At 52.2% G+C, this 25,114-nt stretch carries 22 protein-coding genes and 1 pseudogene; 13 read left to right on the forward strand and 10 right to left on the reverse strand.

Features of this window, described 5'->3' with window-relative positions; genetic code table 11:
• Positions 1 to 65: 65 nt before the first annotated feature.
• On the reverse strand, positions 66 to 275 hold the full coding sequence (locus tag ACMYSL_RS05420; RefSeq protein WP_181484981.1) for a YdgH/BhsA/McbA-like domain containing protein: 210 nt from the start codon (positions 273 to 275) through the stop codon (positions 66 to 68).
• Between the two features lie 383 nt (positions 276 to 658).
• On the opposite strand from ACMYSL_RS05420, the gene ACMYSL_RS05425 reads away from it, so the two are divergent.
• The 7 genes from ACMYSL_RS05425 to ACMYSL_RS05455 all read left to right on the forward strand — a co-directional run bounded on the left by ACMYSL_RS05425 (position 659) and on the right by ACMYSL_RS05455 (position 7,817).
• Complete coding sequence (locus tag ACMYSL_RS05425) at positions 659 to 976, forward strand: antibiotic biosynthesis monooxygenase family protein (protein ID WP_182234760.1); 318 nt, start codon at positions 659 to 661, stop codon at positions 974 to 976.
• Between the two features lie 41 nt (positions 977 to 1,017).
• Positions 1,018 to 1,725, forward strand: coding sequence for an ArsR/SmtB family transcription factor (locus ACMYSL_RS05430; RefSeq protein WP_434661643.1), 708 nt, complete (start codon positions 1,018 to 1,020; stop codon positions 1,723 to 1,725).
• Between the two features lie 408 nt (positions 1,726 to 2,133).
• A complete protein-coding gene (locus ACMYSL_RS05435) occupies positions 2,134 to 2,745 on the forward strand; it encodes a fimbrial protein (protein WP_434661644.1) in 612 nt (203 codons plus the stop codon).
• Between the two features lie 221 nt (positions 2,746 to 2,966).
• Positions 2,967 to 3,668 (forward strand): fimbrial biogenesis chaperone, encoded by a 702-nt coding sequence (locus ACMYSL_RS05440; protein ID WP_434661645.1) that lies wholly within the window; start codon positions 2,967 to 2,969, stop codon positions 3,666 to 3,668.
• A gap of 11 nt (positions 3,669 to 3,679) precedes the next feature.
• The gene (locus tag ACMYSL_RS05445; RefSeq protein WP_182234756.1) at positions 3,680 to 6,166 is read left to right on the forward strand and encodes a fimbria/pilus outer membrane usher protein; all 2,487 of its coding nucleotides are present in this window, start codon (positions 3,680 to 3,682) and stop codon (positions 6,164 to 6,166) included.
• Positions 6,157 to 7,152: a fimbrial protein gene (locus ACMYSL_RS05450; RefSeq protein ID WP_434661647.1), complete on the forward strand. Its 996-nt coding sequence runs from the start codon at positions 6,157 to 6,159 to the stop codon at positions 7,150 to 7,152. Before ACMYSL_RS05445 ends, ACMYSL_RS05450 begins: the two co-directional genes overlap by 10 nt.
• Positions 7,153 to 7,166: 14 nt before the next feature.
• Positions 7,167 to 7,817 carry a fimbrial protein gene (locus ACMYSL_RS05455; protein ID WP_112217401.1) on the forward strand — a complete coding sequence of 217 codons (651 nt, stop codon included), beginning with the start codon at positions 7,167 to 7,169 and terminating at the stop codon, positions 7,815 to 7,817.
• 82 nt (positions 7,818 to 7,899) lie between these two features.
• On the opposite strand, the gene mrkJ is transcribed toward ACMYSL_RS05455, so the two are convergent.
• The 6 genes from mrkJ to ACMYSL_RS05485 all read right to left on the reverse strand — a co-directional run bounded on the left by mrkJ (position 7,900) and on the right by ACMYSL_RS05485 (position 13,242).
• The gene (mrkJ, locus tag ACMYSL_RS05460; RefSeq protein ID WP_181484988.1) at positions 7,900 to 8,616 is read right to left on the reverse strand and encodes a cyclic-di-GMP phosphodiesterase MrkJ; all 717 of its coding nucleotides are present in this window, start codon (positions 8,614 to 8,616) and stop codon (positions 7,900 to 7,902) included.
• Positions 8,617 to 8,756: 140 nt separating this feature from the next.
• Positions 8,757 to 9,341, reverse strand: coding sequence for a helix-turn-helix transcriptional regulator (locus tag ACMYSL_RS05465; RefSeq protein ID WP_182234750.1), 585 nt, complete (start codon positions 9,339 to 9,341; stop codon positions 8,757 to 8,759).
• Between the two features lie 5 nt (positions 9,342 to 9,346).
• Positions 9,347 to 10,048, reverse strand: a complete 702-nt coding sequence (locus tag ACMYSL_RS05470) for a flagellar brake protein (RefSeq protein ID WP_112213990.1) — start codon at positions 10,046 to 10,048, stop codon at positions 9,347 to 9,349.
• 379 nt (positions 10,049 to 10,427) lie between these two features.
• Positions 10,428 to 11,300 (reverse strand): aldo/keto reductase family oxidoreductase, encoded by an 873-nt coding sequence (locus tag ACMYSL_RS05475; protein WP_434661649.1) that lies wholly within the window; start codon positions 11,298 to 11,300, stop codon positions 10,428 to 10,430.
• 113 nt (positions 11,301 to 11,413) lie between these two features.
• A complete protein-coding gene (locus ACMYSL_RS05480) occupies positions 11,414 to 12,643 on the reverse strand; it encodes an amino acid permease (protein WP_434661650.1) in 1,230 nt (409 codons plus the stop codon).
• 137 nt (positions 12,644 to 12,780) lie between these two features.
• Positions 12,781 to 13,242, reverse strand: coding sequence for a multidrug/biocide efflux PACE transporter (locus ACMYSL_RS05485; protein WP_182234743.1), 462 nt, complete (start codon positions 13,240 to 13,242; stop codon positions 12,781 to 12,783).
• A gap of 96 nt (positions 13,243 to 13,338) precedes the next feature.
• Between ACMYSL_RS05485 and ACMYSL_RS05490 the strand changes: the two genes are divergently transcribed.
• The 3 genes from ACMYSL_RS05490 (at position 13,339) to ACMYSL_RS05500 (ending at position 16,727) form a co-directional block, all read left to right on the forward strand.
• Complete coding sequence (locus ACMYSL_RS05490; RefSeq protein ID WP_434661651.1) at positions 13,339 to 14,211, forward strand: LysR family transcriptional regulator; 873 nt, start codon at positions 13,339 to 13,341, stop codon at positions 14,209 to 14,211.
• A 276-nt stretch (positions 14,212 to 14,487) separates the two neighbouring features.
• Entirely contained in the window at positions 14,488 to 15,663 is a 1,176-nt protein-coding gene (locus ACMYSL_RS05495) for an acetyl-CoA C-acetyltransferase (RefSeq protein WP_182234739.1), read from the forward strand.
• A gap of 368 nt (positions 15,664 to 16,031) precedes the next feature.
• On the forward strand, positions 16,032 to 16,727 hold the full coding sequence (locus ACMYSL_RS05500; protein WP_182234737.1) for an oligogalacturonate-specific porin KdgM family protein: 696 nt from the start codon (positions 16,032 to 16,034) through the stop codon (positions 16,725 to 16,727).
• Positions 16,728 to 16,972: 245 nt separating this feature from the next.
• On the opposite strand, the pseudogene ACMYSL_RS05505 reads toward ACMYSL_RS05500, so the two are convergent.
• Together ACMYSL_RS05505 and ACMYSL_RS05510 are read right to left on the reverse strand one after the other, a co-directional pair.
• A pseudogene (locus ACMYSL_RS05505) lies at positions 16,973 to 17,954 on the reverse strand (IS110 family transposase).
• 335 nt (positions 17,955 to 18,289) lie between these two features.
• Positions 18,290 to 19,465 (reverse strand): oligogalacturonate lyase family protein, encoded by a 1,176-nt coding sequence (locus tag ACMYSL_RS05510; protein ID WP_434661653.1) that lies wholly within the window; start codon positions 19,463 to 19,465, stop codon positions 18,290 to 18,292.
• A 539-nt stretch (positions 19,466 to 20,004) separates the two neighbouring features.
• On the opposite strand from ACMYSL_RS05510, the gene kduD reads away from it, so the two are divergent.
• Both kduD and araE read left to right on the forward strand, forming a co-directional pair.
• Positions 20,005 to 20,766, forward strand: a complete 762-nt coding sequence (kduD, locus tag ACMYSL_RS05515) for a 2-dehydro-3-deoxy-D-gluconate 5-dehydrogenase KduD (RefSeq protein WP_110276421.1) — start codon at positions 20,005 to 20,007, stop codon at positions 20,764 to 20,766.
• 444 nt (positions 20,767 to 21,210) lie between these two features.
• Entirely contained in the window at positions 21,211 to 22,629 is a 1,419-nt protein-coding gene (gene araE / locus ACMYSL_RS05520; RefSeq protein ID WP_181484998.1) for an arabinose-proton symporter AraE, read from the forward strand.
• Here araE and ACMYSL_RS05525 read toward each other — a convergent pair whose 3' ends face one another.
• On the reverse strand, positions 22,630 to 23,625 hold the full coding sequence (locus tag ACMYSL_RS05525) for a LacI family DNA-binding transcriptional regulator (protein ID WP_434661656.1): 996 nt from the start codon (positions 23,623 to 23,625) through the stop codon (positions 22,630 to 22,632).
• A gap of 240 nt (positions 23,626 to 23,865) precedes the next feature.
• Between ACMYSL_RS05525 and ACMYSL_RS05530 the strand changes: the two genes are divergently transcribed.
• Positions 23,866 to 25,107, forward strand: coding sequence for an MFS transporter (locus ACMYSL_RS05530; RefSeq protein ID WP_304253395.1), 1,242 nt, complete (start codon positions 23,866 to 23,868; stop codon positions 25,105 to 25,107).
• Positions 25,108 to 25,114: the final 7 nt, after the last annotated feature.

Consider the following 25,114-nt stretch of genomic DNA (forward strand, 5'->3'; position numbering starts at 1 on the left):
TGGCGGGAGCCAGACTTAGCCGCCTTCAGGCGACCTGTCCGGCAGCTCCCTCTGCAACCATTTGGTTATTTAGACAGCTCAGCGGTCATATGAACCTGGTTACCAGTATAAGCTTCGGTAATGTGGTAGGACGCGCCCTGGTCTTTAGCGATGGTCGCGATTTTAGCTTCTGCGTTATCCAGCGTATCTGAAGTCACGCTAACCGGCTGAGCGAAGCTAGCGAAAGAGACCAGAGACAGCATACCGGCAGCGGCAAGTAATTTTACGTTTTTCATGGTGTTTATCCTTTTAACTTTTATGGTGGAAAGCGTTGTTGCTTTCGATGGATGTATAATAAGTCTGCTAACTATAACGTGCGTTGCAAAAAGTGCGATTTAGATCACACTTTCATGACCATAAGATGACAGTGTAATTCGCCATTTGGTTTTTATTCTCAATAAAAACAACGTGATAAATAATTTTCATGCAGTTTTTTCAGTGAGTGAAAATTTGCGTTAACGGCGAGGTTTTTCTCGATTTAGGTTATTGATTATTGTTTTTGTGAATGCATTGGCTGTTTTTTGCGCGCAACAAGGAGCCATACTTCGCCCGCCGACGAAGCATTAACCTCTGGTGCAAGCTACAGTGCGGTTCACACTGATCAAGCGAGGATGACACCATGATCGCAGTACTCTTTGAAGCCGAAGTCACGCCTGCAAAGCAGGAACGCTACTTAGCGCTGGCGGCTGAACTGAAGCCTCTGCTTTGCACCATCGACGGCTTCATCGCTATTGAACGTTTTCAAAGCCTGACGACGACGGGGAAAATTCTGTCGCTCTCCTGGTGGCGGGATGAAGAAGCGGTGCTGGCCTGGAAACGCAACCTTTGCCATCAGGCTGCGCAGAAAGAGGGGCGGGAGAATATCTTCTCTGGCTATCAGATTCGGGTGGCTCAGGTGCTGCGCGAGTACCGCTCAGAGAATCCCGATCTTCTATAATAAAGTTGCGGTTTACCGTTGGGGAAACCAGATGAGGCGATATGTTAAAACCGGTTGAGGTAATTGAAGACGATGAGTCGCTCGCTATTGCCATGGCGGCACTGGCCTCGGCGATGGCGGATGCTTCGCGGCTGAAAATGCTCTGTGCCTTAATGGATGGTCGGGCGTGGACGGCGACCGAACTCTCCAGCGTTGCTGACATTTCCCCCTCAACCGCCAGCGCCCATCTTAGCCGTCTGGTCAGTAGCCGCTTGTTGGTATGCCTTGCTCAGGGTCGCCACCGCTACTATCGCCTCGCCGGGAGCGATGTCGCCGGACTGCTGGAGAATATGATGACTATGGCTGGCAAGCAGGCCGTGATGTTGTCCACCCGCACGCCGGTCAGTTTACGTGTCGCACGCACCTGTTACGATCATCTGGCCGGGGAGGTGGCGGTATCGCTGTATGATTTTCTCCTGCGCGAAGGTTGGATAACGCCTGATGGAACGGCCTTGACGTCCATTGGGGAAGCGCACTTTGCGCGCCTGGGGATTGTGGTGACGTTGGGATCGCGGCGCAAAGCATGCTGCGGCTGCCTGGACTGGAGCGAACGACGCTTTCACCTCGGCGGTGCGGCTGGGGCGGCGCTGCTACTGCATGGTCAGCAAAAAGGATGGTTTACCACCACGGCAGGATTTCGCGAAGTGACGATAACACCAGAAGGATGGCGTGCCTTGCACCTGCATTTTCAACTGGTGGGAAGACCGTAGCGGCAGATTTATTCAGATTGTTCTCTATGTAGATAAATAGCCTTTTATGACAAGATAAATAGCTATTTTGTTAATTCCATATCGCTTTCTCCCCTTCGATGTAAATAACAATGACTTTGTTTTTTACTATCAATTCTCGTTCATTAATAGTTGCAATCTATCTGTTACATTGATTAACACCTCATGAACAAATGTATATTTATCAGCGAAAAATAGCATTCTTTGACGCCGACAGCATCGACGAATTCTTTATAGAATCCGTTCCTGACGCCTTAAATATTGCGGCTTCCGGTCAGTCGAAGTTTCTATTAACAGTTGCACAAGTGAGCATCGCATATCGCTTCTGACTTTTGTGCGAATTAACTGTTTGCTCATTGATACTTAATTCACTCTGACAAGGAAATGGCAATGAAAAAGGTTCTTCTCTCTGCTGCAATGGCGACTGCGTTTTTTGGTATGGCTGCGGCAAATGCTGCTGATACCAATGTAGGCGGCGGTCAGGTTAATTTCTTCGGTAAAGTTACCGACGTCTCTTGTACTGTTTCCGTAAACGGCCAGGGCAGCGATGCTAACGTTTATCTGTCTCCGGTGACTTTAACGGAAGTTAAAGCAGCTGCCGCAGATACCTACCTGAAACCAAAATCGTTCACTATCGACGTTTCTGACTGCCAGGCTGCTGATAAAACTGCACTGGATGACGTGAGCAAACTGGGCGTGAACTGGACCGGTGGTAACCTGCTGGCTGGCGCAACCGCCAAACAACAGGGCTACCTGGCGAACACCGAAGCGGCTGGCGCGCAGGATATCCAGCTGGTTCTGTCTACCGACAACGCCACCGCACTGACCAACAAAATCATCCCGGGCAGCGGTGATCAGCAACCGAAAGCTGTTGGCGATGCTGCTGCCGTAGCGGATGGCGCACGTTTCACTTACTACGTTGGTTACGCCACCAGTACTCCGGATACTGTCACTACCGGCGTGGTTAACAGCTATGCGACTTACGAAATTACCTACCAGTAATATCGACTGAAAAATAAGACCGCCTCGCGCCGGGGCGGTATATACCCGTCATACTTCAAATTGCATATGCGTTGGCTACTTTCGCTCACCCCAGTCACTTACTGGAGTAAGCTCCCGGGGATTCACTCTCTTGCCGCCTTTCTGCAATTCGAATTACTTAGGGTATACAACAAATTATAAAGCGGCCACTGCTGCCGCTTATTTTTTATTCTGAGGTCAGCATGAAGCGTATTGCCCTTTTTTTCTGTTTCATTTTTAGTTTTGCGGCCCATGCCAATAATATTATTGTTAACGGCACCCGCTTTATTTATCCAGGAAATGAAAAAGAAATAACGGTGCAGCTCTCCAACACCGCCGACCGTCCGGCGCTGGCGCAAGCCTGGCTGGATAACGGTAATGCCGACGCGACGCCGGATACTATTACGACGCCATTTATTATCACCCCACCTATTTCCCGCGTTGACGCGAAAAGCGGCCAGACCCTGCGTATTAAGCTCGGCAGCAACGCGGGACTCGCTAAAGATAAAGAAATGCTGTGGTGGCTAAACCTTCTGGAAATACCGCCGGTCGAGGCGAGCCAGAAAAATGAAGGGCAAAATATTCTGCAACTGGCGATTCGTTCGCGCTTTAAATTTATTTATCGTCCCAACGGATTAGGCAACCGCGACGCGGCAGCAGAGAAATTAGTTCTTTCCGCAAATGGCAACAATTTATCCGTCAGTAATCCGACGCCTTTTTATGTCACCGTAAGCCGTATTTCCCGCGACGGCGGCAAAGCGCTAAACAGCAAAACGGTGATGTTTGCCCCGCAGTCTAGCCAGACCATCGCCCTCTCTTCCGCGGTGAACAGAGGCGAGACCCTGACCGTTAACAACATTAATGACTATGGCGCAGATGTCGCAGTGAAAGTTGCCGTCAAATAAGGGAAACGATCATGAAGCAGAGGTCAATCTGCCCGGGAAGATTAAGCACGGCCATTGCGGTTGCGCTGTGCTGCTTTCCGCCATTTTCCAGCGGAGAGGAAAACCCGGGAACGGTCTATCAGTTTAACGATGGTTTTATCGTCGGCAGCCGCGAAAAGGTCGATCTGTCGCGCTTCTCGACCAGCGCCATCTCCGAGGGCGTCTATTCACTGGACGTGTACACCAACGGCGAGTGGAAAGGTCGCTACGACCTGAAAGTCACCGCGGGTAAAGACGGCAAAATGGGCGTCTGTTACACCAAAGCGATGCTGATGCAATACGGTATCTCGCCGGAGAAGTTCAACCCGCAACTGAGCGAAAAAGAGGGCTTCTGCGGCCGTCTGCAAGAGTGGCGTAACGAAGAAAACGTCAAGGATAGCCTGATTCAGTCCTCCCTGAGACTGGATATTTCCGTACCACAAATTTACGAAGATCAGCGCCTTAAAAACTTTGTCAGCCCGGAGTTCTGGGATAAAGGCGTTGCGGCGCTGAATTTAGGCTGGATGGCCAACGCCTGGAACAGCCACAGCTCATCGGCAAACAGCTCGGATAACAACAGCGCGTATCTTGGCGTCAACGCGGGTTTTTCCTGGGATGGGTGGCTGCTTAAGCACATCGGTAACCTGAACTGGCAGCAGCAGCAGGGAAAAGCACACTGGAACAGTAACCAGACCTACCTGCAAAGGCCGATTCCACAGATTAACTCGATTGTCAGCGGCGGGCAGATTTTCACCAACGGCGAGTTCTTCGACACCATCGGCCTGCGTGGGGTAAACCTGGCGACCGATGACAATATGTTCCCGGACGGCATGCGTTCCTACGCGCCAGAAATCCGCGGCGTGGCGCAAAGTAACGCCCTGGTGACGGTACGCCAGGGCAGCAATATTATCTATCAGACCACCGTGCCGCCGGGGCCGTTTACTCTGCAGGACGTTTATCCCTCTGGTTACGGTAGCGACCTGGAAGTTTCGGTTAAAGAGGCCGATGGTTCAGTCGAGGTGTTTAGCGTGCCTTACGCTTCGGTGGCGCAATTGCTGCGTCCCGGGATGACCCGCTATGCGCTCTCCGCCGGTAAGGTCGATGATAGTTCGCTGCGCAATAAACCGATGCTCTACCAGGGAACCTGGCAGCACGGTTTAAATAACCTGTTTACCGGCTATACCGGCGTGACCGGCTTTGATGACTATCAGGCGTTCCTGCTGGGTACCGGGATGAACACCGGCATCGGCGCGCTGTCATTCGACGTTACTCATTCACGCCTGAAGAGCGACACCCTCGACGAGCAGGGGCAAAGCTATCGCGCCACTTTTAACCGCATGTTTACCGAAACCCAGACCAGCATCGTGCTGGCGGCTTATCGCTACTCCACCAAAGGCTATTACAACCTGAACGACGCGCTGTATGCGGTCGATCAGGAAAAGAACCGTAACAGCAACTACACCGTGTGGCGGCAGAAAAACGGTATGACCTTCACGGTTAACCAGAACCTGCCGGACGGCTGGGGCGGTTTTTATCTGAGCGGCCGGGTGGCAGATTACTGGAACCGTTCCGGAACCGAGAAGCAGTACCAGTTTAGTTACAACAACATGTACGGTCGTCTCTCGTGGTCGGTCAGCGCGCAGCGCGTCTATACCCCGGATAGCTCCGGTCATCGCCGCGACGATCGCGTTTCGCTCAACTTTAGCTATCCGTTATGGTTTGGTGAAAATCGCACCGCCAACCTGACGTCAAATACCTCGTTTAATAATTCGCGCTTCGCCAGCTCGCAGATTGGCGTCAACGGTTCGCTGGATAGCGAAAACAACCTCAACTACGGCGTGTCGACAACCACGGCGACCGGCGGTCAGCATGATGTGGCGCTGAACGGCAGCTATCGTACCCCGTGGACCACGTTGAACGGCAGCTATAGCCAGGGCGAGGGTTATCGCCAGAGCGGTCTGGGCGCTAGCGGGACGCTGATTGCTCACCAACATGGCGTGGTGTTCTCGCCGGAAAGCGGCACCACCATGGCGCTGATCGAAGCGAAGGATGCCGCAGGCGCGATGTTGCCGGGTTCGCCGGGGACCCGCATTGACAGCAACGGCTACGCCATTCTGCCGTATCTGCGACCTTACCGGATTAACTCCGTTGAAATTGACCCGAAAGGCAGCAACGACGATGTCGCCTTTGACCGTACCGTGGCGCAGGTGGTGCCGTGGGAAGGCAGCGTGGTCAAGGTCTCTTTCGATACCACGGTGCAAAACAACATTACGTTGCAGGTGCGTCAGGCGAATGGTCAGCCTCTACCGTTCGGCGCCACGATATTTGACGCTACCGGGAAGGAAATCGGCGTGGTAGGACAGGGCAGCATGATGTTTATCAGCGACGCCAGCGCACCGAAGGCCACGGTTAAGTGGAGTGGTGGACAATGTTCGGTGGATTTGAGTCAGGAAAAAACAAAGGAAACGCTATGTCGCTAAGTAAAAAACTGACGCTTTTTATTGGCTTAATGGCGCTGGGGACGACGTCGGCATGGGCATCCTGCTCGCGCCTTTCGCAGCCGACGGTGAGCCTGGATATGGTCGTCGGGCGAGTCGTTGTTCCACCGGATTTACCGGTGGGGTCAGTTATCGTTTCCCGCGACTGGACGATGTCGGCGCCGGGTGGGGCAAGCTATAGCTGTACCACCGGCAATAACCGCTTTGTGGCAAAAATCGTTGCGACCGGGGCGACCGATCTGGGGAATAAAATCTATTCCACCAACGTGCCGGGCATTGGCCTGCGTTTTAGCCGCGGCGGCGCGACGGTGAATATTATCTACCCTGATGTCTTCTCCAACTACGCCAGCAGGACCACCAGTTATTCACTGGAAGGCTCTCGCTTTACCCTTGAAGTGATTAAAACCGCCGCCGTCACCGGCAGCGGTACTCTGGCGGCGGGTAAATATACCTCTTACGACTGGGAGAGCGGCAACAACCCAATCCTGGAAACGCGCCTCAGCGCCAACGCCATCACCGTGGTTTCGCCCTCGTGTACCATTCTGAGCGGCAAAAACATGAACGTTGATGTCGGCACCATCAAGCGCAGCGATCTCAACGGCGTGGGCACTACCGCCGGGGGCAAAGATTTTAATATTGAGCTGCAGTGCAGCGGTGGCTTAAGCGAGTCGGGATACGCCAATATCCAGACTTCGTTCTCCGGCTCCCTGGCGACCGGCACGAGCTTAACCCGTGGGGCGCTGCTGAATGAAAAAGCCGGTACATCGCTTGCGAAAGGGATTGGGATTCAGGTCCTGAAGGATGGCGCGCCGCTGGAATTCAATAAGAAATACAGTACCGGGTCGCTGCGCACGCAGGAGACACGCTATATCACCCTGCCTCTCCATGCGCGGTTCTATCAATATGGGCCGACCACCAGTACCGGTGAGGTGGAGTCGCACATGATCTTTAACCTGACGTACGATTAATTCGGGAGGCGGGAATGAGTGATTCAGCACAGTATAAAAATAGCAAAAGACTCATCCAACTGACTCTGATGGGCGGGGCGCTTGTGGCCTCTTCGGCGTGGGGATTTGAGACGAATTATGAACAAGGGCGGGTAGATTTTGCCGGTCGGGTGACCGATATCTCCTGTAGCGTGGCGCTCAACGGCGGCAACAATGCGGGCAGCGGTAGCGTCTGGCTGGCGCCGGTCAGCCTTGCGGAAGTGCACGATCGCGGCGCGGGGGCATTTATGAAGCCGCAGCCCTTCACCCTGGAGTTATCGAACTGCCAGTTACGCCATGATGGCGGCGCGGCGGATGAAAATGAAATTCGCATGGTGAACGTGCGCTGGATTGACGGATTTATGGTCAATTCCGTCAGCAATGAAAATGCCGGTTATCTGGCTAATACGCGGGCGGATGGGGCCAGTCATATTTTTCTGGCGCTGGCGACCAACGATAATAATACGCTGGATAAGAGCAATAAAATTGTCCCGGCCGATCCACAGCAAAACCGGGTGCCGCTGGTGGAGAAAGCAGTCAATGGCGGCGTGTTTACGTATTACATCGGCTACGTGACGCCCGCACCCGAAAAAGCGACCAGTGGTTTGCTAACCAGTTGGGCGACCTGGGAGCTGGTTTATAATTAATTCTGCAAGTAAAAGTCGGACTGGTTTTCTCCCTCTCCCTGTGGGAGAGGGCCGGAGTGAGGGAAATACGTCTGTGCATTTTTTATAGCGTAATATCTTCTTTAACCAGTTGTTCAATGCTGACTTCTTTCCAGTAATGCCCCTGAATAGCAAACCACTCCATCCCTTGTAGCCATTTTTTATGAGCCTCAGTTTCGACACCTTCAATAATGACATTATGGTGATTACGCGAAAGAAAGGTCACCAGCGCATCCATTAAAGGCCGACCAGAATCTTTTTGCATTAAATGCCAGAAAAAGTTTTTATCAATTTTGACATAATCAAAATGATAACCGCGGATAGCGTTAATGCCGGCATAGCCAGAGCCGAAGTCATCAAGCCATAGCGAGGTGCTTTGTGGATCGCTCCAGGAGGCGAGAGCATTATTCAACAGTTTGTTGGAGTTTTCCGTGACTTCGAAATGAACGCAGCCGAGTTGTTCGACAATTTCTTTAATCTCCGGTCTTAGTAAAACGTTGAGAATATGATCATCGACATTAATTGTGGCTGAAATACCATTTTTGAGAAACCACTGCTTATGTTTTTCGATTAGTGCCAGTTGCTCCATAAATATGCTTTCTCGTAATCCCGAATTGGCATAGCGAAAGAAATTTTCAGGAGAAATAGGGATATGATCAAAACGGCTCAGACACTCAACGGCGACAAGTACGCCTTGTGGGGAGAACATTTTCTGAAAGACATAACGAACTGCTATATCGCTACGTGATAAATTATGGTCGGAAAACAGAGTTGCGTTCATTATCTCTCGTTAGAAATCAGGTCAGAGGTAAAGAGAGGATCAGATTATTATAGGTGACCTTTCTACCGATGGGAATGATTATTAAAGGCTGATTGCCAATGAATTATCGGATTTTGATTGGTCACCTGCATATTTTGTTCTCAACAATGATACATGTTGACTATTCTGGCATGCATTATCCGTGAGCTATTCATTCCGAGTTTTTTCATAATGTGAACCTTATGGCTATGCACCGTTTTATGGTCAATATTGAGAAGTACGGCGATTCTTTTATTGTTGTTGCAGGCAATAATTAACTCCAGAACCTGAAGTTCCCTGGCTGTCAGCTTTCGCTGAGTGCATAAACCCTGGCTGTCGCTGGCAGTTACAGGACGATTGATGATGGCTGAGAAATCCGATAAAGATGATTTTTCCGTCAAAATCAATAAGTTTTCCAGGTCAATAAGCTCACGACATAAGCTGGCGAGTTCGTTTTTTACAATCAGAACCCGCATTGCGCAGTGTGCAAGGTGCACGCGTAGCGTGTTGAGTAATGCGACCGTCGTGGCCACAGAGATATCCTTATGGATGAGGTTAACAATAACAGTACCCGCCAGAGGGAGATGGGCACCCGTAACAATATCCTGGAGGCTTAGGGGGGTGACATATTTCTCATTATCAACCAGGTAATCCTGGATTGATCGCCCGATAATATTGTCATCGGTGTAAAGTAATATACTTTCCAATGTCTTTAGACTCTCTTTTTTCTCTTGGCTTCCATAATCAAGTCGAGCAGCATTTTCTCTATTCTCTTCTTGTTATCAAGATGGCGAAATGTAAATTGGCAAGAAATCTGGTAGTAGCTTTCCCGCTCCTCGTTATCATCTAAAGTCACCATAACGACATTCTTTATAACCAAATCTACGGTAATCTCACCATATTCGGCGAGTGCCAGAATGGCGTTCTTGAGAACGGCATTGTGGCTGAGGAATTTCAGATTGGGGTTTTTAGTCATTAATGCGCAACCGCCGTCTGAAATGTCTTTGATCTCGAAAAGATAGTTTTCGCCATTCTTATGTCGGCCATGGCAGAAAAACTCATGTTCGTGGCGAAGACGGAACCGGGGATCGCGGCGTCGTTGCACCACCTGGATACATTCGGGTAAGGTAAATGCGACCTTATTGCATTTTCCCTCGCTATACGCATAATTTTTCTTTAACACCGCGCTGAATTCGATTTTTCCTGAATCACTATGCAAAATAAATTTAACTTTATGCCCTGGAGGGATTTTGCTGGTGGTTGAGATATGGAATTCGGCAAAATCCACGCGCGTTAGCTGAGTAATAGTACTTTTGTTATTAACAAATACTTCTATCTCTGCTTGCTTTCGGAGTTCTTCCCTGAAAATAGCAATAATTTCATACTTACTGGTCTTTATCGTTCCCTCTATCATGTGAAATCCTTGTGAAAGTTATTGTGTCTGGTTGATTTTTTTATATGGCAATACAAACATTCTGATTGTGTTAATCAGATGTTTTTATGAGCATTTGATGTTATTAGCTATCTTTATCGCTAAATTGATTTGTATAAACTTTGAATGAGATGTTGTTTTTCCTGTAATCAAGAGTTCGAAAAATTTGATGAGACAAAAACGACAGAAGCCTCCAATAAGGAGGCTTGTCAAAAAAGTATGAAACTATGCTGTATATAGGGTTATCCGTCAGAGAATAACGCTAATTTGTAGGATGTATAGTGCCTGTGGCTTTAAGGTAATTCCAGGCAAATATTAAGGAGCAGGCATCGGCAAATTTTCATTTGCCGATGCCTGAAAATCAGGATTGCGGTTGGAGGTTATCCAGAGTGGCCAGGGCATCGGCCGGCAGGATTAATTCAGCAGCGGCAAGGTTTTCCCGCAGATGTTGTAGCGAAGAAGTACCGGGGATGAGCAGGATATTCGGTGAACGTTGTAGCAGCCAGGCCAGCGCAACCTGCATTGGCGTGGCGTCCAGAGCGGCGGCGACGTCATTAAGCTCTTGCGCCTGCAGCGGCGTGAAACCGCCGAGCGGGAAGAACGGCACCCAGGCGATATTCTGCGCTGCAAGCGCATCGATAAGCGGGTCATCCTGACGATTTGCGACATTATATTGGTTCTGCACGCAGACGATGGGCGTGAGTTTTTGGGCATCCGCCACCTGTTTGGCGGTGACGTTACTTAGCCCGATATGGCGAATTAACCCGCGCTCTTTAAGCTCCAGCAGCGTGGTTAATGGCCCTTCCAGCGAACCTTCAACCGGGCCATGAGCGCTGAGCATACTGCGCAGATTCACCACCTCCAGAACGTCAAGGCCCAGATTGCGCAGGTTATCTTCCACCGCCTGGGTCAGTTCTGCGGGGGACATCGCAGGCAACCAATTGCCTTTTTCATCACGGCGAGCGCTGACTTTGGTGACGATGCATAGCTCGTCAGAATAGGGATGTAGCGCTTTGCGAATCAGTTGATTAGTGACATGCGGGCCGTAAAAATCGGAGGTATCGATGTGATTAACCCCCGAGGCGACGGCTTCTTGCAGCACGCGGATAGCCGTCTCAGGATCTTTTGGCGGACCAAAGACGCCCGGTCCTGCAAGCTGCATTGCCCCGTATCCCAGGCGATAAACCTGACGATCGCCTAAGGTGCCGGTTCCGGATAATTTTACGCTGGACATAGAAACTCCCCCTGATGGTGTGCAGGCTCTAAGTGTATGCCCGTCAGGAGGATTGGGGAGATAAGAATATTGGCAGAAAGTGCGGCGAAAGAGAGCCTTCGCCGCACGGAGGATCAACTGAAGAACATCACCGAAACGCACAGCAAACCGATGACCAGGGTAATAAAGTTACCCACTGAGCGGTAAGACTTTAGCGCTGGAATAAGATAGGTCGACAGGGTCGGCATGATAAACAGAATCATCGCAATGAGCGGACCGCTGATGGCATAAATCATCGAGATAGCGTTGGGATTGATAAAGCAGACGACAAAGGTCAGCGTCGAAACCAGCAGGATCGACATCGCCCGATTAAACGCGCGGCTTTTACGAATGCCAATCTGGCCGAGCGACGTCTTGACGATTTCACTGGCCCCTTCAATCACCCCAAAATAAGTGCCGAGGAACGACTTCGACATTGCCACTACCGCCACGATAATCCCGGTGACCGCCAGCCATGCCGGGGAGCCCGGCATCATCGATAACGCGGAGAGAATGGTTACCCCTTCGTTACGAGCGGTTTCAATATAGGTTGTCGGTATCGACAGCAGGCAGCTAAAAACGAAAAACAGTACGCTGGCGCAGATGAGGGTGTAGGCCACCTTCATGATTTTTTTGCATTTACCCATGGCCTGCTCGCCATATTTCTCCTGCTGGTCGATAGCAAAAGTTGAAATAATTGGCGTATGGCTAAAAGCGAAAACCATCACGGGAATGGAGATCCAGATTTGGTGGAACGTGTGCGAGGTCAGTTGCATTTGACTGGTCAGATACTCCGGCTGCCAGCTGCCAATCAGATAGATGGAGAGGAACAGGAAGCAGGCGATCAGCGGGAACACTAAAAAACCCATCACTTTGATAGTGATATGGCGGCCCATCAAAAAGATCAGATTGAGCACCAGCACCACGCTCAGGCTGAGCAGCGCGCGCACGCCTGGCGTAATGGGCACATGCCTGGCTAACTGCTCGGCCAGCGAGTTAGTGATGGCGACGGCATAGATCAGGATGACCACGAAAAAGGCGAGGAAATAGAGCCCGGTAATCAGGTTACCGATCTTTTTTCCGTAATAGTGATTAACGGCCCCGGTAATGCCAGCGCCTGGCGCGATTTTGGCGGAGAGAATGAACTGGCTCAGTGCTTTATGCGGCCAGTAAGTTAGCGGCCAGGCGACCAGTGCGGTGATGAACAGAACGATAGCGCCAGCGGATCCCAGTTGGATCGGCAAGAATAACGTGCCAGCGCCTACAGCAGTGCCATATAAGGCAAAACTCCAAAGAGTTTCTTCTTTAGACCAAATTTTAGACATTATGCGACTTTATCAACCAGAAAACGAACAAAAAGGAGTGCAATTTATCACATTTATGATTCGTCTGCGGCGATAGTTTCTGGTGGATAAATGAAGCGGCGGATCGTCGGTTAAGGTACCGGCGATCCGCCAAAAGGTTAGCTACGGGCGATAATGCGTTGCTGGCGATGCTTGAAGACGCGCTCGCGCAGCGTATCCCAGGCCCAGTTAAACGCCATGGTGTAGGGCAGGAAGAACAGCATAAAGCCGATTTCCAGCATAAATGCCTGCAACAGCGAGACGCCGAGCACCAGCGCGACGAGGGTTACGCCGATGATGATAAAACCCGACTCAAAGCCGATAGCGTGTAGTGCACGGACGCGCAGGTTACGCACCACGCGCGACACCGGCCACAGGCGGTCGAAAATGGCGTTATAGATGATGTTCCAGATCATCGCGACGGTCGCCAGCAGAATACTCAGTCCGCCCATCTCAACGACCGAACGCTGCATCAGCCATGCGGCAGTAGGGGCGAGAATCAGGGTCGCGAGACCTTCAAAGCTGATCGCGTGGATGACGCGTTCCGTCAGCGTTTTACGCTGTACGTTATGTTGTTGCATGGCTTGTTACCTCTGGCCTTAATAAGAATTTACCCGGCATTTTATGGAAAAATATGATAAACAAAAGATAGTATCCATCGATAAAGTAGATAGTTCATGCGCTATTCTCCCGAAGCCTTAACCGCTTTTGTCGAAACCGTCGCCTGCGGTTCGTTTTCTGCTGCGGCGCGGCGGCTGCGGAAAAGTCAGTCCACCATCAGTACGGCGATTGCCAACCTGGAAGCCGATCTTGGCGTGACGCTCTTCGATCGCAGCTCCCGGCAACCGACGCTCACGCCGCAGGGTGAACAGGTACTGAGCTATGTCAAAGCCATTCTGGCGGCCAGCGACAGGCTGGATGAGCTGGCGATTTCGCTCTCCGGTAAAACGGAGGCACGGCTGACTTTTGTGCTTTCCGATACGCTGCATCCCGATGTGCTTGAAGATCTGCTGGCGCAGTTTGACCGCCGTTTTCCACATACCGAATTTGAGTGCCTGATTGGTGAAGATGAGGATGTTGTCGACCTGCTGCAAAAAGAGCGGGCGCAGGTGGGACTGATTGAGGCCAGGGATAGCTATCCGACGGAGATCGGCAGTATCCGCCTGCCGATGCGAACCGAGATGGCTATTTATGTCGCTCCCGATCACGGGCTGGCGGCCCGGGGCAGAGTGAGCTGGGATGAACTGCATAGCTGGCGGGAGCTGCGCTTAAGTACCTATCTGGAAAGTACTCCGGAACCGGCGCGGGGGCAGGTCTGGTCGGCCCCGAACTATCTGCTGCTGTTCAGCATGGCGGCGCAGGGGCTGGGATGGTGCATTTTGCCCTGTGCGCTGGTGGAGGAGTTTGCCGGCAGCGGCACCCTGGTGACGCTGGACATTGCCGGCTGGCCGCGAGCGATTTCTATTGATTTACTGTGGAACAAGAAAGCTCCGCCGGGAGAAGCGGGAAGCTGGCTGCGTCAGCATCTGCAGGGGCACGGGCGCGCATAGAAAGCCTCCTTCGTAATTGCCCGGTGGCGGATTAACGTATTGTCGGTCGGGTAGGAGGCCGGGCTGGGTTTTCGTAGGTCAGGTAAGGCGCTAGCCGCCACCTGACAGAAAAGCGGGCACGATGCGTAAAACAGGTTTGTCAGCGACCCCTGGCGCTAAAATCGCCCATAATCTTTGTGATTCCCCTCACTTTTTTTAAACAATTACGAAATTTTTTGATAACAATTCACTACTATGATGCTGTTTCTTTGCGCAGGGGCGGAGCAGAGGTAGAGGATGAAAGATGTCGTAATCGTCGGCGCGTTGCGAACGCCAATAGGCTGTTTTCAGGGCACATTATCGCGCCACTCGGCGGTGGAACTGGGCAGCGTGGTGGTGAAAGCGTTAGTCGAGCGCAGCGGTGTCGATCCCCAAAGTATTGATGAGGTGATCCTCGGTCAGGTCCTGACTGCGGGCACCGGGCAAAACCCGGCGCGTCAGTCGGCCATTCGCGGTGGGCTGCCGAATACCGTTTCTGCTATTACCATCAATGACGTCTGCGGCTCCGGACTGAAGGCGTTGCACCTCGCAACTCAGGCGATTCAGTGCGGTGAAGCGGATGTGGTGATTGCTGGCGGCCAGGAGAATATGAGCCGCGCCCCGCATGTATTGACCGACAGCCGGACCGGTGCGCAGTTAGGCAATAGCCAGCTTATTGACAGCCTGGTCCACGACGGCCTGTGGGATGCGTTTAACGATTATCATATGGGCGTCACGGCAGAGAATCTGGCGCGAGAGTACGGCATCAGCCGTGAGTTGCAGGATGCCTGGGCGCTCAGCTCACAGCATAAAGCGCGGCGGGCGATTGATTCTGGCCGCTTTCGTGATGAAATTGTGCCGATAGCGACCGAGCTCAACGGCACCCCGCGGCTGGTGGATACCGATGAACAGCCACGGGTTGATGCCAGCGCCGAAGGGCTGGCCAGCCTGCTCCCGACCTTCGATCGACTGGGATCGGTCACCGCAGGCAATGCGTCGAGTATTAATGATGGCGCGGCGGCGGTGATGATGATGAGCGAAGCCAAAGCTGAGGAGCTTGGGCTGCCGATTCTGGCGCGGATCCGCGCCTTTGCCAGCGTCGGCGTCGATCCGGCGCTGATGGGGATAGCTCCGGTACATGCGACCCGCCGCTGTCTGGAGCGTGCGGGCTGGAGGCTCGATGAGGTCGATCTTATCGAAGCCAATGAAGCTTTTGCCGCCCAGGCCATTTCGGTAGGTAGGGTGCTGGAGTGGGATGAACGACGGGTAAACGTGAACGGCGGCGCGATTGCTCTCGGCCACCCGATTGGCGCATCTGGTTGTCGCATCCTGGTTTCCCTGGTACACGAGATGATTAAACGCGATGCCCGCAAAGGGCTTGCCACGCTGTGTATTGGCGGCGGTCAGGGCGTAGCGTTGGCAGTTGAACGCTAATATACCCGTCATACTTCAAGTTGCTTATGTGTTGGCTACGTGCGCTCACCCCAGTCACATAGTTATCTATGCTCCTGGGGACTTACGCCCTTGCCGCCTTTAAGCAACTCGAATTATTTAGGGTATAAGCCCATTCTGATGTGATTTTTCTAAGCCTCCCCGCGGAGGCTTTTTTGTTTTTATTATCGAGCACTTTTCCCCGCAAATTCCCTCGTAACCCTCTATTTTGTTGAGCTCGGTCACGTCTTGCTGTGCCATCTTTTTTGAAACAAATAATTACGATCTCGATCACTAAAACATTATTACTTAAAAAATAAAATACAGTTTCATAAAAAAGAAACGATATTTTAAATTATAAGGGGTACCTCATGTTTGCAAAATCTCTGGCCCTTGCTGCACTCTGTGGCATGTCTTTCGCGGCTTCAGCTGTCACCGTCGATTTACGTCATGAATTTATCGATGGGGGGAAGTCGGACAAGAGCAACGCTGACCGCGTTTCCGTCTCCCATCGTTTCGCTAATGGTTTTGGCTTCTCCGTCGAGGCGAAGTGGAAATCAGGTGGTGATAGCGCCAGCCAGCCTTATTCTGATGTCATTGGTAATGGTCATGAAGAGACTATTAGCTGGCAGTGGAAGGCGGATAAAAACTTCTCAGTAACGCCCGGGTTTGCGATTGAAAGTAACGATAGCCGCTCAATCTATAAACCGAACCTGCGCGTACAGTACAGCTTCGATAACGGCTTCTATGTTGCTGCCCGCTACCGTTATGACTACACCCGTTATCCGGCGAATGCAGGTAAAGACGATGATAAGGTAAACCGTGGCGATGCATGGGCCGGTTACGTCCTGGGCGACTGGCGCGCTGAGCTGAACTACGTTTATGCGCGCAGTACGGAAGGTGTGAAACGTAACGACAATAAACCGTACTCTCAGGAATACAACCTCAAGGTTGCCTATAAGCTGGATAAAAACTGGGCGCCGTACGGCGAACTCGGCAACGTCGGTGTCAACGACCGCAGCGACCGCCAGACCCGTTTCCGCGTCGGTGTTGCCTACTCGTTCTAAATTAAAAAAACCTCCTCATCGTTTTCCCCGGAGCAGTCAGCCGGGGTTTTCTGTTTGTATTAACCTATCTTCCCGGAGGCGGTACTGCGCATCTGTCCGGGCTACCCCATTGGCACATAATGTAGATACTGTGAGCATCGGCAACCATTTTTAGTTGCGGGGCTCTCTCCGGTTTCTGGATGACAGACACACCAGCGACAGCACCCTCTGGGTGCTGTTTTTCTATTCCCGCAGTCTTTTCGTCCCTACGCTACCGCTATTCCATGTTGTGACGCATCGAACGGCTCCCCTGACTTCAGCACTCCGTACGCCACCTGCGCCAGCTTGCGCATCATCGCCCCTATGATAACTTTCGCGCGTTTGCCATTCCCTTCCAGTCTCTTTCTGAACGCTTTTCCCCACGCCGTGTGATACAGCGCTGATATTGCTGGCATATATAATGCTCTGCGCAACTGAACCGGACCCGCTTTACTCATCCGGCTCGCCCGCATCACGCTACTGCCTGACTCATGCTGCACCGGCGTCAGCCCTGCATACGCGGCGAACTGCCGCGCTGTGGCAAACCTCAGCTTCAGTCCCGTATACGCCAGCAGGACCGCCGCCGTTTTTCTCGCCGATACCCGGGATGCTGTTCAGCAGCTTCCGCCGTTGCTTCATATCCGGGTCGTTGTCCGTCAGGTCTTTTATCTGTTTTTCGATACGTTTCAGTTCAGCACTCAGGCACTCCAGGAGCACATCGATGCTCGCTAACTGGACCTCCGGGGCTGTTTCCTGACGGTTTTTCTCCTGCGTCTGCATCTCTGTCAGCGCCTGATGCCGTAACACCAGCGCTTTCAGGGCCCGCTCTGTCGGGTGCGGTGCCTCCCATGCTGACGGACGTTTCTCCCGGCAGAAGTGCGCCAGCATACGGGCATCGACTTTGTCGGTTTTACTGCGCAACCCTTCACTACGGGCGAAGGCGGCACTCAGGGCGGGGTTGATAATGGAGACGGTATAACCGGCATCACTCAGATACGCGGCAGCCTCTTCCATGTAGGTACTGGTGGACTCCATGCAGACATGGGCATGGTTCACATCATGGCTGCGAAGCCAGCGGACAAGCGCTTCATGTCCGGAGGGCGTATTTTCGAATTTTTTACCGCGATGCCGACCATCAGGGCGCAGGATATCAACATCGAGCTTAGCTTTGGCTACATCAATGCCGATGAAGTACAGTTTATTTTCCATAGTGAAACCAACCTTGCGAATACGGGTTACCGGTGAAAGCCGGTCCATGATACTGTCCGGTTTATCACATGAGAAAGAACGGCAGTCCGGTGCAAAGATCTACGGAACAGGCGCGAAAGCCTAAGCCCGGACACGGCATCCGGACCGCCATCAGAGAGAACTGGCCGGTTCTTTCTGATGGAGTCATCATACAAGCCCGGACAGGCGCATTGCGCCGCCTCCGGGAAGACCGCGTCTGGAAGGACCCGGGGAAAACTCCGGACATAAAAAAGCCCTCCAAAAGGAGGGCAAGGCCAGTTACAGAAACACTAACTCAAACTAAACAGTGGCTAATTCTATGCTTTCAGCATCTCAGGCTGCGACGATAGCTTCGCGATATAAACAGCAGGCTTGCCGTCTTTATCGGAACTAAACAGAATTGCGCTATCGTCCGGCGTAAAGGATGGATGCGGATGAGTAACCTGGCGGCTATTCGCCACCGTTGCCCAGGAGGTGTCGTGGCGTGCGACGCGGAAATATGCCTGCTTCGCGACATCAAACGCGTACAGATAGGGGTCGTTATCGATAGTGTAGCCGCTGGTATCTTTCACATCGACCGGCGTACCGGAACCATCGCCCACCAGCATCGTGCCATCGAAGTTACTCATCAGATGCGAACATGCTGGCATCTGCATCACCGCTTCATTGACGCCGGTATCCGGGTTGAAGCTATAAATTGTCCGGCCCTGCTGGCCCTTCAGATAAGAAACATACATCAGCGAAGAACCGTTCGGTACCCAGAATTCATGAGTGCAGCTTTCACCTTGTGCATGCTCTTTGACTTTGCGCACGTTGCTGCCGTCTTCATTAACCATCCACATCCGCGCATCGACCAGGTCGTGCGGGCCTTCGTGGCAGAAGGCGACCGTGTTGTCATCGAAAGGACGATAAATCGGGTGACCCAGCCATTTTTTCTCTTCGTGAATCACACTGCTTTCGCCGGTTTGTAGGTCGACGCGCAGCAGGCGGCAATGGGGGCCTTTATGGAAGAAGTCGTGGAAAATCTGCCAGTCGTTGAGCGGCGTCCAGTCGCTTTTGGCAATCTCGATCCCAACCAGTTTGGTGCAATCGCTGTTTGCCACCCAGGTACCGTAGCCAACCCAATCATCGGCGACGCGATAAACTTCGCGCTCTTGCAGCGTGGTGAGGTTGACTTCCAGCAGCGTGCGGTCGTTCTTCACATAATAGAGGGATTTATCATCCGGAGAGAGGAAACCACCAAAGGTGTTATCACCGGCACCTTCCGTTAACTGTACCGCCTCGGCTTTCGCCAGATTCAGCAGATAGTAGTTCCAGTGGCCATCGAACTCACCAGCAAACAGCAAATGGCTGCCATCATTGAAAAAACACTTCTGATAGAAATAGTTACGATGACAGGTTACTTCCGGTGGGGTTAAGCGGGTGATTTCCGCGCCGGTGTCCGGATCGCGGCTGACTTCATAATTCAATTTAACCCGCATGCCTTTAGCCATGATGTACTCCTTTTCCTTCCTGAGATGTCGCCAGCCTGCGTGAGCTGGTCAGTGGAAGTTGATTTAAAAGATAGGTGTCAATTTATCAAAACATCGTTTCATTATTTGTGATGGTGGACGCAATTCGCAACAACTTCCCGTGGTGGATCGCACTTTTTTGTCGCCTGTCCAGCAGATGCCGGGATCATCTTTGTTTTATGGTCGTTTTTTTATGATCTACCGTCATTTTTCAAAGGTGTTGTAACTTATTGTATTTTATCGATTTAAATTGATTTTATTTTGCCGGTGGCGCAACGCTTCGTGATCTGTTTTGCATTTTCATGATTTACTTATCTTAAAATTGAAACAACGTTTTAATAATAATTGAAAATGACTTTAGCCAGGGCTAAGATGTGCTCACTGTAAAACGGAACTCTGTTTTATTTTTATGAGTAAATCCCTATAGAGTTCTTAAAACCATAAGGGTCTGTGCAAGCAGCAGGCTGGACCAATAGAACCTTGCCTGTGCCTACAGGCTCTGAAAGATTAAGGAACAAAGTATGATTCTCGATGCATTCTCCCTACAGGGCAAAGTGGCTGTTGTCAGCGGTTGTGATACAGGTCTGGGCCAGGGCATGGCGGTCGGCCTGGCGGAAGCCGGCTGCGATATCGTGGGTATCAATATTGTTGAACCGACGGAAACCATTGAACGCGTTACCGCGCTGGGCCGTCGTTTTCTTAGCCTGACCGCAGACCTGCGCCAGATTGACGGCATCCCGCAGCTGCTGGAGCGTGCGGTAGCTGAGTTTGGTCATATCGATATTCTGGTGAACAACGCCGGTCTGATTCGTCGTGAAGACGCTATCGAGTTTAGCGAGAAAAACTGGGACGACGTGATGAACCTGAACATTAAGAGCGTGTTCTTTATGTCTCAGGCGGCGGCGAAGCACTTTATCGCTCAGGGTAACGGCGGCAAGATCATTAACATCGCGTCCATGCTCTCTTTCCAGGGCGGGATACGCGTGCCGTCTTACACCGCGTCCAAAAGTGCGGTAATGGGCGTGACCCGTCTGCTGGCCAACGAGTGGGCGAAGCACGGTATTAACGTGAACGCGCTTGCGCCGGGCTATATGGCGACCAACAATACCCAGCAGCTGCGTGCTGATGAACAGCGCAGCAGCGAAATCCTTGACCGCATCCCGGCAGGACGTTGGGGACTGCCGAGCGACCTGATGGGTCCGGTGGTATTTCTGGCTTCCAGCGCGTCTGATTACATCAACGGCTACACCGTGGCGGTTGATGGCGGCTGGCTGGCGCGCTAATTTTCGCCGCGTTATCAAAGAGCATGGACGATCCCCTCTCCCCTGTGGGGAGAGGGTTAGGGTGAGGGGAGAATGTGCAAAAAGCCCTCACCCCGGCCCTCTCCCGGAGGGAGAAGGAGAAAACCAATCCTCTTCACTTTCAAGCGCATTTGTCAGCAATCTCACCCTGCTTCGGCAGGGTTTTTTTATGTATTAACAATAATTGTCCATATCATGAAATTAGAATAGTCCATATGGTTTATTTGTTTTTTAGCTGATTATCTATGTGTAATGGGGTTTTTCGATAGTGAGATGATTTTTTTCTGTTCTTTTGAAAGTTGAATGTCCATCACAAAACGGCTACTGGTAGCTTATTAATCCATATCTTTGGCTCGTCCTGCCTGACACCTTAGTCCGCCGATATCGTACTTTCATCACATGTCTTACTCCGTCTGGCAGGAAAAAATGGCTTCAATTAATAACGACTCTACGTTAATGCCGCGTACGCAGCGCGATACCCGGCGCATGAATCAGTTTGTTTCGATTGCCGCCGCAGTGGCGGGATTGTTGTTTGGCCTCGACATCGGGGTGATTGCCGGGGCGCTGCCCTTTATTACCGATCATTTTGTCTTATCCAGCCGCATGCAGGAGTGGGTGGTGAGCAGCATGATGCTGGGTGCCGCGATCGGCGCGTTATTTAACGGCTGGCTCTCGTTCCGTCTCGGGCGTAAATACAGTCTGATGGTTGGCGCCGTGCTGTTTGTCGCAGGCTCTATTGGCTCTGCTTTTGCGACCAGCGTCGAAATGCTGTTGGCGGCGAGGGTCATTCTCGGCGTTGCCGTAGGTATCGCCTCCTATACCGCACCGCTGTATCTGTCTGAAATGGCCAGCGAAAACGTGCGCGGCAAGATGATCAGTATGTACCAGCTGATGGTAACGCTGGGGATCGTGATGGCATTTCTCTCTGACACCGCGTTTAGCTACAGCGGTAACTGGCGGGCGATGCTTGGGGTGCTGGCCTTACCGGCGGTTGTGCTGATCATTCTGGTCGTCTTCTTGCCCAACAGCCCGCGCTGGCTGGCGGAAAAAGGGCGTCACGTCGAGGCGGAAGAGGTGCTGCGGATGCTGCGCGATACCTCGGAAAAAGCCCGCGATGAGCTGAACGAAATTCGTGAAAGCCTGAAGCTAAAACAGGGCGGTTGGGCGTTGTTTAAAATCAACCGCAACGTGCGCCGCGCGGTATTTCTCGGCATGTTGTTGCAGGCCATGCAACAGTTTACCGGTATGAATATCATCATGTACTACGCGCCGCGTATCTTCAAAATGGCCGGTTTCACCACCACCGAGCAGCAGATGGTGGCGACGCTGGTGGTTGGCCTGACCTTTATGTTCGCCACCTTTATCGCGGTCTTCACCGTCGATAAGGCCGGACGTAAACCGGCGCTGAAAATCGGTTTTAGCGTTATGGCTGTCGGCACGTTGGTGCTGGGCTACTGCCTGATGCAGTTTGATAACGGCACTGCCTCCAGCGGCCTTTCCTGGCTGTCGGTCGGCATGACCATGATGTGCATCGCGGGCTATGCGATGAGCGCCGCGCCGGTAGTGTGGATTTTGTGTTCGGAAATTCAGCCGCTGAAATGCCGCGACTTCGGTATCACCTGTTCAACCACGACCAACTGGGTGTCGAACATGATTATCGGCGCGACATTCCTGACCTTGCTTGATTCAATCGGCGCGGCGGGAACCTTCTGGCTTTACACTGCGCTGAACATCGCTTTTATCGGTGTGACTTTCTGGCTGATTCCGGAAACCAAAAACGTCACCCTGGAGCATATCGAACGTAAGCTGATGTCCGGCGAGAAGCTGCGCAACATCGGCAATTAATTACAGCGACTCGCGCGGCAGCCACGGGCTGGCAACCCGTACCGTTTCCCGATGGCTGTCGCCGTTAATGATATGCAGGGCGCTCAGGCGCCCGATGTCATAATGCGGGAGCTGTACCGTCGACAGCGGCGGTAAGAACAGATCGCCGATCCCCACCATATTATCGTAACCCACGACTGCTACATCCTGCGGAATGTGCAACCCCTGCGCCAACAGCGTCTGATAAACCATAAATGCAATACGGTCGTTGCCGCAAATCACCGAGTCGAACTGCGGCTTTTGCTGTTGGATATGCGCTAACACGATGGCGGGAATATCGCGATAGTGTTCATCGCCGTAGGCCATATAGCAGTGATCGAGCGCGTCCGGGTCAATCCCCGCTTCCCGGCAGGCGCGTTCCAGCCCCTGACGGCGGCGGACGGTTGCGAGATGGTTAGCCGGTAGATGCAGACACAGCGGACGACGGTAGCCCGCAGCCAGCAAGGCCTGCACCGCGGTGTATTGCCCTTGTTCATCATCCGGAATATAGCTGGCGACCGGATCGTGCAGGCTTTCGCAGTTCGCCAGCACGCAGGGGAGAGTCAACAGCTTGGCCGGAAGCGGCACCTGTCGCAGCCCCATAGTGGTGTAAATGATCCCGTCCGGACGGTGAGAGAGCAGCAGATCGACAATGGTTTCCGGGCTATCGTCGGAGAACATATTAACCACAAAACTGTTCCAGCCGTGGGCACGCGCAGTTTCCTCGATAGAAAGCGTAATCTCCACCGAGAACGGCGTAGTCACGGTATCCAGCGCCAGTACCCCGATGGTGTTTGGCGTAGCGTGAGCGCCGCGGATTTTTTTCGCTGACAGATCGGGGACATAGTTGGTCTGTTCGATAGCCGCCTGTACGCGGGCCAGGGTCTCTGGTTTCAACCTTTCCGGGCTATTCAGCGCGCGGGAAACCGTCATCAGCGACACATTCGCCAGCTTTGCCACATCTTTCAGGGATGCCATATTGAGTGCTCCACCCTCGCCGTCGCAACGGGGTTTAACTAAGTTACTGATGTAAAAGGATCATACGATATTCTATCGTACACGTAGCGCGTGCGCAGGCGAGGAATATTTGATCGCGATCGCACTCTTATTATGTTAACGTTAACTTTTGTGATTAACATCATGAATCTCAGCAAAACGACATGAGTTTCGCTTTTTGTTAACGTTACCATATCAGCATTACTCCAACATGAGAATGTCATGATGAAAGCGCATCGCTCCCAAAGCTACCCGTTACTCAGTGCGTTACTGTTCTTCTTTTTTGTCACCTGGTCCTCTTCAGGCTCTCTGCTCTCTATCTGGTTGCATCAGGAAGTGGGTCTGAAACCGGGAGACACCGGTTTTATTTACGCGGTGCTCTCCGTCTCTGCGCTGTTTGCGCAGGTTTGCTACGGCTTTATTCAGGACAAGCTCGGCCTGCGTAAGAATCTGCTCTGGTACATCACCGTTCTGCTGATCCTCTCAGGCCCGGCCTATATGCTTTTTGGCTACCTGCTGAAAATTAACGTGTTACTCGGCAGTATTTTTGGCGGGATTTATATCGGCCTGACCTTTAACGGCGGCATCGGCGTGCTGGAATCTTATACCGAACGTGTAGCGCGCCAGAGCCAGTTTGAATTCGGCAAGGCGCGGATGTGGGGTTCGCTGGGCTGGGCGGTGGCGACGTTCTTTGCCGGTTTACTGTTCAACATCAACCCGCATTTAAACTTTGCGGTAGCCAGCTGCTCCGGCCTGGTGTTCTTTATTTTACTGGCGCGGCTGCGGGTTTTCTCTGCGTCACAGGCGATGGATGAAGCGGTGGCTGGCGGTAAAGTGACGCTGGAGGATGCGCTGCGCCTGCTGACCCTGCCGCGTTTCTGGGCGCTGGTATTCTTTGTGATCGGTACCTGCATCTACGGCGTTTACGACCAGCAGTTTCCGGTCTATTTCTCCTCACAGTTCCCGACGCTGCAGGAAGGGAACGCGATGTATGGCTATCTGAATTCGTTCCAGGTCTTTCTTGAAGCGGCGGGGATGTTCTGCGCTCCGTGGTTGGTTAACCGCATTGGCGCGAAAAACGGCCTGATCTTCGCCGGAATGGTGATGGCGATGCGCATGGTGGCTTCCGGGCTGGTTGAAGGGCCGCTGCTTATCTCCATTACCAAACTGCTGCACGCGGTCGAGCTGCCGATACTGCTGGTCTCTATCTTTAAATACAACAGCTTAAACTTCGATAAACGCCTCTCTTCCACGCTGTATCTGGTGGGCTTCGCCTGCACCAGTTCGGTTATCGCCACGATACTGTCGCCGCTGGCGGGCTATAGCTACGAGAAATACGGCTTTGCCCAGTCCTATCTGATTATGGGACTGCTGGTGTTCTGCACCACCTTTATCTCCATCTTCTTGTTGCGTTCCACGAAGTCCTCTTCGGACCCGCTGGTCTCGCAGCCCACCGCTATCTGAATCAAAA

The sequence above is a fragment of the Klebsiella sp. MISC125 genome (assembly GCF_051131775.1).
Taxonomy (GTDB): domain Bacteria; phylum Pseudomonadota; class Gammaproteobacteria; order Enterobacterales; family Enterobacteriaceae; genus Klebsiella.

Bases quoted from the DNA above. Each gene is read 5' to 3' on its own strand.
- ACMYSL_RS05500 (WP_182234737.1), top strand. From the start codon at position 16,032: ATGTTTGCAAAATCTCTGGCCCTTGCTGCACTCTGTGGCATGTCTTTC.
- ACMYSL_RS05530 (WP_304253395.1), top strand. From the start codon at position 23,866: ATGATGAAAGCGCATCGCTCCCAAAGCTACCCGTTACTCAGTGCGTTA.
- ACMYSL_RS05420 (WP_181484981.1), bottom strand. From the start codon at position 275: ATGAAAAACGTAAAATTACTTGCCGCTGCCGGTATGCTGTCTCTGGTC.
- ACMYSL_RS05430 (WP_434661643.1), top strand. From the start codon at position 1,018: ATGTTAAAACCGGTTGAGGTAATTGAAGACGATGAGTCGCTCGCTATT.
- ACMYSL_RS05485 (WP_182234743.1), bottom strand. From the start codon at position 13,242: ATGCAACAACATAACGTACAGCGTAAAACGCTGACGGAACGCGTCATC.
- ACMYSL_RS05455 (WP_112217401.1), top strand. From the start codon at position 7,167: ATGAGTGATTCAGCACAGTATAAAAATAGCAAAAGACTCATCCAACTG.
- ACMYSL_RS05475 (WP_434661649.1), bottom strand. From the start codon at position 11,300: ATGTCCAGCGTAAAATTATCCGGAACCGGCACCTTAGGCGATCGTCAG.
- ACMYSL_RS05525 (WP_434661656.1), bottom strand. From the start codon at position 23,625: ATGGCATCCCTGAAAGATGTGGCAAAGCTGGCGAATGTGTCGCTGATG.
- araE (WP_181484998.1), top strand. From the start codon at position 21,211: ATGGCTTCAATTAATAACGACTCTACGTTAATGCCGCGTACGCAGCGC.
- ACMYSL_RS05425 (WP_182234760.1), top strand. From the start codon at position 659: ATGATCGCAGTACTCTTTGAAGCCGAAGTCACGCCTGCAAAGCAGGAA.
- mrkJ (WP_181484988.1), bottom strand. From the start codon at position 8,616: ATGAACGCAACTCTGTTTTCCGACCATAATTTATCACGTAGCGATATA.
- ACMYSL_RS05510 (WP_434661653.1), bottom strand. From the start codon at position 19,465: ATGGCTAAAGGCATGCGGGTTAAATTGAATTATGAAGTCAGCCGCGAT.
- ACMYSL_RS05480 (WP_434661650.1), bottom strand. From the start codon at position 12,643: ATGTCTAAAATTTGGTCTAAAGAAGAAACTCTTTGGAGTTTTGCCTTA.
- ACMYSL_RS05435 (WP_434661644.1), top strand. From the start codon at position 2,134: ATGAAAAAGGTTCTTCTCTCTGCTGCAATGGCGACTGCGTTTTTTGGT.
- ACMYSL_RS05495 (WP_182234739.1), top strand. From the start codon at position 14,488: ATGAAAGATGTCGTAATCGTCGGCGCGTTGCGAACGCCAATAGGCTGT.
- ACMYSL_RS05450 (WP_434661647.1), top strand. From the start codon at position 6,157: ATGTCGCTAAGTAAAAAACTGACGCTTTTTATTGGCTTAATGGCGCTG.
- kduD (WP_110276421.1), top strand. From the start codon at position 20,005: ATGATTCTCGATGCATTCTCCCTACAGGGCAAAGTGGCTGTTGTCAGC.
- ACMYSL_RS05490 (WP_434661651.1), top strand. From the start codon at position 13,339: ATGCGCTATTCTCCCGAAGCCTTAACCGCTTTTGTCGAAACCGTCGCC.
- ACMYSL_RS05470 (WP_112213990.1), bottom strand. From the start codon at position 10,048: ATGATAGAGGGAACGATAAAGACCAGTAAGTATGAAATTATTGCTATT.
- ACMYSL_RS05440 (WP_434661645.1), top strand. From the start codon at position 2,967: ATGAAGCGTATTGCCCTTTTTTTCTGTTTCATTTTTAGTTTTGCGGCC.
- ACMYSL_RS05445 (WP_182234756.1), top strand. From the start codon at position 3,680: ATGAAGCAGAGGTCAATCTGCCCGGGAAGATTAAGCACGGCCATTGCG.